At 72.7% G+C, this 9,500-nt stretch carries 9 protein-coding genes and 1 pseudogene; 9 read left to right on the top strand and 1 reads right to left on the bottom strand.

Annotated elements, in window-relative coordinates; all coding sequences use genetic code 11:
* From K6I34_RS23980 to mutM, 9 genes and pseudogenes are all read left to right on the top strand, one after another.
* Positions 1–903 (top strand): annotated as a pseudogene (locus K6I34_RS23980) (dihydroxyacetone kinase); the annotation flags it as partial.
* Positions 904–973: 70 nt separating this feature from the next.
* A complete protein-coding gene (gene recG, locus K6I34_RS23975; RefSeq protein ID WP_229328412.1) occupies positions 974–3,232 on the top strand; it encodes an ATP-dependent DNA helicase RecG in 2,259 nt (752 codons plus the stop codon).
* 111 nt (positions 3,233–3,343) lie between these two features.
* Positions 3,344–3,946 (top strand): 16S rRNA (guanine(966)-N(2))-methyltransferase RsmD, encoded by a 603-nt coding sequence (gene rsmD / locus K6I34_RS23970; protein ID WP_229328411.1) that lies wholly within the window; start codon positions 3,344–3,346, stop codon positions 3,944–3,946.
* Positions 3,943–4,452 (top strand): pantetheine-phosphate adenylyltransferase, encoded by a 510-nt coding sequence (gene coaD, locus K6I34_RS23965; protein ID WP_229328410.1) that lies wholly within the window; start codon positions 3,943–3,945, stop codon positions 4,450–4,452. The genes rsmD and coaD overlap by 4 nt, the downstream gene beginning before the upstream one ends.
* 100 nt (positions 4,453–4,552) lie before the next feature.
* Complete coding sequence (locus K6I34_RS23960; RefSeq protein ID WP_229328413.1) at positions 4,553–5,641, top strand: DivIVA domain-containing protein; 1,089 nt, start codon at positions 4,553–4,555, stop codon at positions 5,639–5,641.
* A 202-nt stretch (positions 5,642–5,843) separates the two neighbouring features.
* Positions 5,844–6,440 carry a DUF177 domain-containing protein gene (locus K6I34_RS23955; RefSeq protein WP_229328409.1) on the top strand — a complete coding sequence of 199 codons (597 nt, stop codon included), beginning with the start codon at positions 5,844–5,846 and terminating at the stop codon, positions 6,438–6,440.
* Between the two features lie 2 nt (positions 6,441–6,442).
* The gene (gene rpmF, locus K6I34_RS23950) at positions 6,443–6,616 is read left to right on the top strand and encodes a 50S ribosomal protein L32 (protein WP_121799920.1); all 174 of its coding nucleotides are present in this window, start codon (positions 6,443–6,445) and stop codon (positions 6,614–6,616) included.
* Between the two features lie 19 nt (positions 6,617–6,635).
* Positions 6,636–7,445, top strand: coding sequence for a ribonuclease III (rnc, locus tag K6I34_RS23945; RefSeq protein ID WP_229328408.1), 810 nt, complete (start codon positions 6,636–6,638; stop codon positions 7,443–7,445).
* 103 nt (positions 7,446–7,548) lie between these two features.
* Positions 7,549–8,427 carry a bifunctional DNA-formamidopyrimidine glycosylase/DNA-(apurinic or apyrimidinic site) lyase gene (gene mutM / locus K6I34_RS23940; protein ID WP_229328407.1) on the top strand — a complete coding sequence of 293 codons (879 nt, stop codon included), beginning with the start codon at positions 7,549–7,551 and terminating at the stop codon, positions 8,425–8,427.
* 105 nt (positions 8,428–8,532) lie between these two features.
* Here mutM and K6I34_RS23935 read toward each other — a convergent pair.
* The coding region (locus K6I34_RS23935; protein ID WP_229328406.1) for a CAP domain-containing protein at positions 8,533–9,500 on the bottom strand (968 nt) is incomplete at its 5' end.

Here is a 9,500-nt window from a genome sequence, read left to right as displayed (position 1 = left end):
GCCTTCGAGGTGATCTACCTCCTGGAGGCCGACGACGAGGCCGTGGCCCGGCTGCGGACGCGGCTCGACGCGCTCGGCGACTCCCTCGTCGTCGTCGGCGGGGATGGCCTGTGGAACGTCCATGTCCACGTGGACGACGCCGGGGCCGCCGTGGAGGCCGGCATCGACGCCGGGCGCCCCCACCGCGTCCGCATCACCCACTTCGGCTCCGCGGCCGAGGCGGCCCGTACCCGGGAGCCCGTGCAGCGGGCTGTGGTCACGGTCGTGCCGGGCGAGGGCCTGGCCGGGCTGTGCGCGGAGGCCGGAGCCACCGTCGTGGCGGCCCGGCCGGGCGAACCGCCCGCCAGCGGCGAGCTGGTCGAGGCCGTCCGGCGCGCGCACGCCCGCGAAGTGCTGCTGCTGCCCAACGACCCCGAGCTGCGGCACGCCGCCGCGGCCGCCGCCGAGCAGGCCCGCGCCGAGGGCGTACGCGTCGCCCTCATCCCCACCCGCTCCCCGGTCCAGGGCATCGCCGCCCTCGCCGTCCACGAGCCGGGCCGCCGCTTCGACGAGGACGTCGTCGCCATGACCGCGGCCGCGGGCGCCACCCGCTACGCCGAGCTCGCCGTCGCCGAACGGCAGTCCTGGACCATGGCGGGCGTCTGCCAGGCGGGCGACGTCCTCGGGCTCATCGACGGCGACGTCGCCGTCATCGGCACGGACCTCACGGCGACCGCCGGGACCGTCCTCGACCGGATGCTCGCGGCGGGCGGCGAGATGGTCACCCTCGTCCTCGGTGCCGGGGTGCCGAGCGCGGTGGCCGACCAGCTGGAGCGGCACGTGCGCGCCGCCCACCTGGCCGTGGACACCGTCGTCTACCGCGGCGGCCAGCAGACGGCCCCCTTGCTCATCGGCATCGAGTGACGGCGGTCACCTGACACCCACTGACAACCACGCCGCGCTGTGTCCCCGGTTGTCAGAGCCATGGTGTGCAATGGACCACGTGCCCGCGCTCCACGAACCCCTCAGGAAAGTCCTCGGCGGCAACACCGCGAAGGTGATGGCCGAGCATCTCGACCTGCACACCGTCGGCGACCTGCTGCACCACTACCCGCGCCGCTACGCCGAGCGCGGCGAGCTCACCCGCCTCGCCGACCTGCCGCTCGACGAGCACGTCACCGTCGTCGCCCAGGTCGCCAAGGCGGCCATGAAGACCTTCAACCACGGCCGGGGCGTCCGCCTGGAGGTCGTGGTCACCGACGGCAGCGGCTCGCTGACCCTCGTCTTCTTCGGCCGGGGCGCCTACGCGCGGGAGAAGGAGCTGCTGCCCGGGCGCCGCGGCATGTTCGCGGGCAAGGTCTCCGTCTTCAACCGCACCCGCCAGCTCCTCCACCCCGACTACGAGCTCCTCGACAAGGACAGCGGCGCCGACGCCGCCGAGTCCTTCGCGAATCGCCTCCTGCCGATCTATCCGGCGTGCAAGCAGTTCCAGTCCTGGAAGCTCACCAAGGCCGTCGACACCCTGCTGGACCTCTTCGAGGCCGAGCAGTGGCAGGACCTCGTCGACCCCCTGCCCCCGGCCCTGCGCGAGGGCCGCGGCCTCGACGAGCTCCCGGACGCCTTCCGCAAGGTCCACCGCCCGCGCTCCAAGGCCGACATCGAGGACGCCAGGGCCCGGCTGAAGTGGGACGAGGCGTTCGTCCTCCAGACCGCCCTCGCCCGCCGCAGGCACACCGACTCCCAGCTGCCCGCCGTCGCCCGCAAGCCCGTCGAGGGCGGCCTCCTCGACGCCTTCGACGCCAAGCTCCCCTTCACCCTCACCGACGGCCAGCGCACGGTCTCGGCCGAGATCTTCACCGACCTGGCCACCGAACACCCCATGCACCGCCTCCTCCAGGGCGAGGTCGGCAGCGGGAAGACCATGGTCGCCCTGCGCGCCATGCTCGCCGTCGTGGACGCCGGGGGACAGGCCGCGATGCTCGCCCCCACCGAGGTGCTCGCCCAGCAGCACCACCGGTCGGTCACCGAGATGATGGGCGAGCTCGCCGAGGGCGGGCTGCTCGGCGGCGCGGACCAGGGCACCAAGGTGGTGCTGCTCACCGGCTCCATGGGCACGGCGGCCCGCCGCCAGGCCCTGCTCGACCTGGTCACCGGCGAGGCCGGGATCGTCATCGGCACCCACGCCCTGATCGAGGACAAGGTGCAGTTCCACGACCTCGGCCTGGTCGTCGTGGACGAGCAGCACCGCTTCGGTGTCGAGCAGCGCGACGCCCTGCGGACGAAGGGGAAGCAGCCGCCCCACCTGCTGGTGATGACCGCCACCCCGATCCCGCGGACCGTCGCCATGACCGTCTTCGGCGACCTGGAGACCTCCGTCCTCGACCAGCTCCCGGCCGGGCGCTCGCCCATCGCCACCCATGTGGTGCCCGCCAAGGACAAGCCGCACTTCCTGGCCCGTGCCTGGGAGCGCGTCCGCGAGGAGGCCGAGAGCGGCCACCAGGCGTACGTCGTCTGCCCCCGCATCGGCGACGACGCCGCGGAGGAGGGCGCCCCCGCGGGCGCCCCGGCGAAGGCTCCCAAGGCCCGCAAGAAGGCCGCGGACGAGCAGGAGCCCTCCCCGGAGGACCTGGAGGAGAAGCGCCCGCCGCTCGCCGTCCTCGACATCGCGGCCCAGCTCACCGCCGGGCCCCTGCGCGGGCTGCGCGTGGAGGTGCTGCACGGCCGCATGCAGCCGGACGCCAAGGACGACGTCATGCGCCGCTTCGCCGCGGGCGAGGCCGACGTCCTGGTCGCCACCACGGTCATCGAGGTCGGGGTGAACGTCCCCAACGCCACCGCCATGGTGATCATGGATGCCGACCGGTTCGGCGTCTCCCAGCTCCACCAGCTGCGCGGCCGCGTCGGCCGCGGCTCGGCCCCCGGCCTGTGCCTGCTGGTCAGCGAGATGCCGGAGGCCAGCCCCGCCCGCGCCCGGCTGGCCGCGGTGGCGAGCACCCTGGACGGCTTCGAGCTCTCCCGTATCGACCTGGAGCAGCGCCGCGAGGGCGACGTCCTCGGCCAGGCACAGTCCGGCGTCCGCTCGTCCCTGCGGATGCTCGCCGTCATCGAGGACGAGGAGATCATCGCCGCCGCCCGGGAGGAGGCCACCGCCGTCGTCGCCGCAGACCCCGAGCTCGCGCACCTGCCCGAGCTGCGCACCGCCCTGGACGCCCTCCTGGACCGCGAGCGCGAGCAGTACCTCGACAAGGGATGACAAGGGGTGACAAAGGAGGTGGCAAGGGGTGACAGGAAGTGGCCTCCCGCCACGGCCTACGCTGAGTGAGGGGCGCCCGCGCCCCACGGACACCACCACGGAGAGGACCCCATGACCCGCGTGATCGCCGGCGCCGCCGGCGGACGCCGCCTGGCCGTGCCCCCCGGCACCGGCACCCGCCCGACCTCCGACCGGGCGCGCGAAGGCCTGTTCTCCACCTGGGAGTCGCTCTTCGGCCCCCTCGCCGGCGCCCGCGTGCTCGACCTGTACGGCGGCTCGGGCGCGGTCGGCCTGGAGGCGCTCTCGCGCGGTGCCGCGCACACCCTGCTCGTGGAGGCCGACGCCCGCGCGGTGCGCACCATCCGGGACAACGTCCGTGCCGTCGGCCTGCCCGGCGCCGAGGTGCGGGCGGGCAAGGCGGAGCAGGTCCTCGCGGGCCCCGCCCCCGCGAGCCCGTACGACGTGGTCTTCCTGGACCCGCCCTACGCCGTGGGCGACGAGGAGCTGCGGGAGATTCTCCTCACACTCCTGGTCAAGGGCTGGCTTGCGGAGGACGCGCTGGTCACCGTGGAGCGGAGCACCAGGGGCGGGGAGTTCCCCTGGCCGGACGGCTTCGAGCCACTGAGGGCCCGTCGCTACGGCGAGGGGACGCTTTGGTACGGTCGCGCCGCCTCGACGTGCACTGCCGAGACACCATCTCACTGCGCGTCATGAATGGACCGGAGAGCGAGGAACCACAGTTGCGCCGCGCCGTCTGTCCGGGGTCGTTCGACCCCGTCACCAATGGACATCTCGACATCATTGCCCGCGCCTCCAAGTTGTACGACGTCGTACATGTAGCGGTGATGATCAACAAGTCGAAGCAGGGCCTGTTCACGGTCGAGGAGCGGATCGATCTGCTCCGCCAGGTGACCGCCGAGTACGGCAACGTCGAGGTCGAGGCCTTCCACGGCCTCCTCGTCGACTTCTGCAAGCAGCGCGACATCCCCGCCATCGTCAAGGGGCTGCGGGCCGTCAGCGACTTCGACTACGAGCTCCAGATGGCCCAGATGAACAACGGGCTCTCGGGCGTGGAGACCCTCTTCGTCCCCACCAACCCCACCTACAGCTTCCTCTCCTCCAGCCTCGTGAAGGAGGTCGCGGCCTGGGGCGGCGACGTCTCCCACCTCGTGCCGCCGCTGGTGCTCGAGGCGCTGAACGAGCGACTGCGCAGCGCCTGACCTGCCGACGGCTCGTCACCGGGTGTCGGGCGGGGGTCGACTGGCCTTACAGTCGACCCCGTTCGTGCCCCGTCGTCAGAAGAGAGTGGCGAGCGCCCAGGTGGACGTCCAGAAGAAGCTCGACGAGATCGTCCGGACCGTCGCCGGCGCCCGGTCCATGCCCATGTCGGCCTCCTGCGTCCTCAACCGGGCGGAACTGCTGGCCCGCCTTGAGGAGGTACGGGCGGCCCTGCCCAGCTCCCTCGCCCAGGCCCAGGAGCTGATCGGCGGGCGCGACCAGCTCGTCGCCCAGGCCCGTGAGGAGGCGGAGCGCATCCTCGCCTCCGCCCACGCCCAGCGCGGCAGCCTGATCTCCGACACCGAGGTGGCCCGGAGCTCCCAGGAGGAGGCCGACCGCATCCTCGCGGAGGCCCGCCTGGAGGCCGAGCGCATCCGCGCCGAGGCCGACGACTACGTGGACGGCAAACTCGCCAATTTCGAGGTCGTCCTCACCAAGACCATCGCCTCCGTCGACCGCGGCCGCGAGAAGCTGCTCGGCCGCCCGGACGGCACCGGCCCGGACGGCGACGACGGCCTCGACGACCTGCCGGAACGCAGCGCCGACCCGCAGACCCAGCGGCAGCGCGCCGACGCCTACGCGGACGCCCGGCTCGGCGCCGTCTCCGCCGTCCTGGGCAAGACCCTCGAAGCGGTCGGCCGCGGCCGCGACAAGCTGCTCGGCGCACGCCCCACGGACGAGCTCGGCGCCCACATGGCGGCCCAGGACGGCCTCCCCGGCGCCCGCCCGGCCAGCGACGCCGACTTCCTCGCCGAGCTCGCGGCCTCCCAGGACCCCGTCACGCCCCCGCCCGCGCAGCCCGACTACTGGCAGAGCCCGCCCGCGCCGACGGCGCCGGTGTACGAGCCCGATCCGTACGCCTACCAGCAGGGGTACGCCCAGCAGCCCGACCCGTACGCCGTCCAGGGCGGCTACGCGCAGCAGACGGACCCGTACGCCTGGCCGTACGACCAGAGCGGCGGCTACGGGCACCAGAACGGCCACCAGAACGGCCATCAGGGCTCTCAGCAGCCGCACCAGGCCCACGAGCCCCAGCAGGCCCAGCAGCAGCCGCAGCTCGACGAGACGAGCCTTTTCGACACGAGCATGATCGACCTCGATCAGCTGCGCCGGTTCGAGCAGGGTCGCTGACCGGGCGCGGCGACGTCGCGGATGGCCGGAAGCCCGGTGCCGATTGGGTGTACGGCGAACCGTCGAGTATTCTGGCCATTCGGTCGCGTGTGCATTCGCGATCAGGGCTGCCCGGGACGCGTTTTTCCGCGTCGGGCGGCCGTCGCCGCAGCGTAGAAAGCAGGAAGCCCTGAACGCCCGCCTTGATCACCGTTCCCCTCTCGTGTTCGACACACGCGAGCTGGGGCGGCGTCCCGGTGCGCTGAAGAGGGTCTCCCGTTCCATCGAGGCACCCGCCGACCTCGGCATCGAGGTCATCGGCGTCGCCGAGGGCGCGACGGTGGAGCTCTCCCTCCGCCTGGAGTCGGTCATGGAAGGGGTGCTTGTCACAGGCACCGCCCGTGCACCGCTGACGGGGGAGTGCGTAAGGTGTCTGGAGCCGCTGGAGCGAGAGCTCGAAGCGGACTTCCAGGAGCTCTTCTCCTACCCCGACGCCGACGCCCGGAGCCGCATCGCGGACACGGACGTCGACGCCGAGGACGACGAGGAGGAGATGCTCTTCCTCGAGGACGATTTCTTCGACCTCGAACCCGTGCTGCGTGACGCGGTGGTGCTCTCACTGCCGCTGCAGCCGGTGTGCCAGGAAGACTGCCCTGGTCTGTGCTCCGAGTGCGGCGCGCGGCTGGCGGACGACCCGGACCACCACCACGAGTCGGTCGACATTCGTTGGGCGGCACTGCAGGGACTCGCCGGATCCGAGATGGACGGCGAGAAGGACAACGCACCCCGCTCCGGCGGGGATGACTCACAGGAGAAGTAGCCGTGGCTGTTCCGAAGCGGAAGATGTCGCGCAGCAACACGCGCCACCGCCGGTCGCAGTGGAAGGCTGCGGTCACCCCCCTGGTTGCGTGCGAGCGCTGCCAGGAGCCGAAGCAGCAGCACATCGCGTGCCCGAGCTGCGGCACCTACAACAAGCGCCAGGTCCTCGCGGTCTGATCGGCGGGTGACAGGCTCTATGTCAGACGCCACTACGCCGTCCCGCAACCGCGGGAACGACTCCAAGGCGCCGGCGGACACGGCCTCGTCCCACACGCTTCTGGAAGGGCGGCTCGGGTACACACTCGAGTCCGCCCTTCTGGTGCGTGCGCTGACCCACCGTTCCTATGCATATGAGAACGGCGGGCTGCCCACCAACGAGCGGCTGGAGTTCCTCGGTGACTCCGTCCTCGGCCTGGTGGTCACGGACACGCTGTACCGCATCCATCCCGACCTGCCCGAAGGCCAGCTGGCCAAACTGCGGGCCGCGGTGGTCAACTCCCGTGCGCTGGCGGAGGTCGGCCGTGGTCTCGACCTCGGCTCCTTCATCCGCCTCGGGCGCGGCGAGGAAGGCACCGGCGGCCGTAACAAGGCATCCATCCTCGCGGACACCCTCGAAGCGGTGATCGGCGCGGTCTATCTCGACCAGGGGCTCGACGCGGCGGGGGAGCTGGTGCACCGGCTCTTCGACCCGCTGATCGAGAAGTCCTCGAACCTGGGCGCAGGCCTGGACTGGAAGACCAGTCTCCAGGAGCTGACGGCCACCGAGGGCCTGGGCGTCCCGGAGTACCTCGTCTCCGAGACCGGCCCCGACCACGAGAAGACCTTCACGGCTGCTGCCCGCGTCGGTGGTGTCGCGTACGGCACCGGCACCGGCCGCAGCAAGAAGGAAGCGGAGCAGCAGGCGGCCGAGGCCGCCTGGCGCGCCATCCACAAGGCCGCGGAGGCTCGCGCCGCCGCGGACGAGAAGGCCGCCGCGGGTGACGCGGCGGGCAGCGAGTCCCGCTGACGCGCATCCGTCGCATCCGTCCATGAACGCTGGGCGGGCCTCCGGGCCCGCCCAGCGTTCATGCATTGCCAGGATCTTTCGTACGTTTCGCTGGAGGAACGACGTGCCCGAACTGCCCGAGGTCGAGGTCGTACGGCGCGGCCTGGAGCGCTGGATCTGCGGGCGCACGGTCGCCGAGGTACAGGTCCTGCACCCGCGCGCGATCCGCCGGCACCTCGCCGGACCCGAGGACTTCGCCGGGCAACTCGCCGGGCACCGCCTCGGCGTCGCGCACCGCCGCGGCAAGTACCTCTGGCTGCCCCTGGAGACCGAGGGCCGGGGCACCCCCGACCGGGCCGTCCTCGCCCACCTCGGCATGAGCGGCCAGCTCCTCGTCCAGCCGCACGACGCCCCCGACGAGAAGCACCTGCGCATCCGGGTCCGCTTCACCGACAGCACCCCCACCGAACTCCGCTTCGTCGACCAGCGCACCTTCGGCGGCCTGTCCCTGCACGACGCCGTGCCCGGCGACCCGGACGCCCTCCCGGACGTCATCGCCCACATCGCCCGCGACCCGCTGGACCCCGCCTTCGACGACGAGGCCTTCCACGCGGCACTGCGCCGCCGCCGTACGACCGTCAAGCGCGCCCTGCTCGACCAGTCGCTGATCAGCGGCGTCGGCAACATCTACGCCGACGAGGCGCTGTGGCGCTCGCGGCTGCACTACGAACGCCCCACCGCGACCCTGACCCGCCCGCGCACCGCCGAACTCCTCACCCACATCCGCGAGGTGATGAACGAGGCCCTGGCCGTCGGCGGCACGAGCTTCGACAGCCTCTACGTCAACGTGAACGGTGAATCCGGCTACTTCGACCGGTCGCTGGACGCGTACGGGCGTGAGGACGAGCCGTGCCGGCGGTGTGGCGCCGCGATTCGGCGGCGGCCGTGGATGAACCGGTCCAGTTATTTTTGCCCTCGGTGTCAGCGGGCTCCTCGCGTTTGACGGTTGCGCCTGCCGGGGTGCCTCTTGCGCTCCGCGCGCGGCTGCGGGCCGGTGGGGGCTTGTCGCGCAGTTCCCCGCGCCCCTGATGAGGCGCCCCGTACCGCCCTAGTAACCGAAGTCCTGGGTCCACCATGGGCCGCCCGCGCCGGAGTTGATGCCGATGCCCAGCGTGCGGTAGTCGCCGTTGAGGATGTTCGCCCGGTGGCCGCTGCTGTTCATCCAGGCTTCCATGACGGCCCGCGCGTCCGGCTGGCCGCGCGCGATGTTCTCGCCGCCGAGGTTCTCGATGCCGCGCCGTGCGGCCCGGTCCCAGGGGGAGCGGCCGTCCGGGTCCGTGTGCGCGAAGAAGCCGCGCCGGGCCATGTCGTCGCTGAACGCCTGGGCCAGCGCCGCCAGCCGGGGGCTCGCGGCCAGCGGCCGGACCCCCGCCTTCGCCCGTTCCTCGTTGACCAGCGCGAGGATCTGGGCGACGGGAGCGGCCGGGAGACCGACCGTCTCGGGCGCGGGTGTGTGGATGCCGGGGTCCGTACGGGACGGGTTCGCGGAGCCGGTCTCCGGGACGTGGGCCGGGAGTGTGTGCGCCTCGCTGCCCGGGTCGATGCCGCCCTCGGGGGCGCTTTCGGCGGACTGGTCCGGCTGCCCCGATGGCGTGTCGACGGGCGCGGAGGACGGGGGAGTGGCGTCCGAAGGAGCGGACCGGCTGTCCGGGCGTTCCGCCTCACGGCTCACCGGGAGCCCGCCACGGTCGGGAGCGGGCTGCCGGAGCGTCGGCGGGGCGCGGAAGACGGGCGGGTCCTCGGCCTGCACCTGTCCGCCGGGGCTGCCGCCGCCCAACTGCAGGGTGTCGCCGCCGGAGAACAGGCCGGAGGCCATCGCGACCACTCCCATCGCCATCGCGGCCGACGCGCCCAGCAGCCCGGTCCGCACCGGGGCCGTCCGGCCGCGGCGGCGCGTGGTCCGGTGCCTGCCCGCCTCGGCGGGGTCGTCGGGCCTGGCGGACGACCTGGAAGCCGGACCGGAAGCCGGAGGGGAGGAAGGGGGGAAGGCGCCCGGGGAGCCGGGAGAGCCTGGGG

This window comes from Streptomyces sp. UNOC14_S4 (assembly GCF_020740835.1).
In the GTDB taxonomy this organism is placed as follows: domain Bacteria; phylum Actinomycetota; class Actinomycetes; order Streptomycetales; family Streptomycetaceae; genus Streptomyces.
Note: the sequence above shows the minus strand (reverse complement) of the source record. Positions and strands in the feature narration are given on the sequence as shown.

Excerpts from the sequence above, each read along its gene's own strand:
- recG (WP_229328412.1), top strand. The coding sequence starts at position 974 with ATGGACCACGTGCCCGCGCTCCACGAACCCCTCAGGAAAGTCCTCGGC.
- rsmD (WP_229328411.1), top strand. The coding sequence starts at position 3,344 with ATGACCCGCGTGATCGCCGGCGCCGCCGGCGGACGCCGCCTGGCCGTG.
- coaD (WP_229328410.1), top strand. The coding sequence starts at position 3,943 with ATGAATGGACCGGAGAGCGAGGAACCACAGTTGCGCCGCGCCGTCTGT.
- rnc (WP_229328408.1), top strand. The coding sequence starts at position 6,636 with ATGTCAGACGCCACTACGCCGTCCCGCAACCGCGGGAACGACTCCAAG.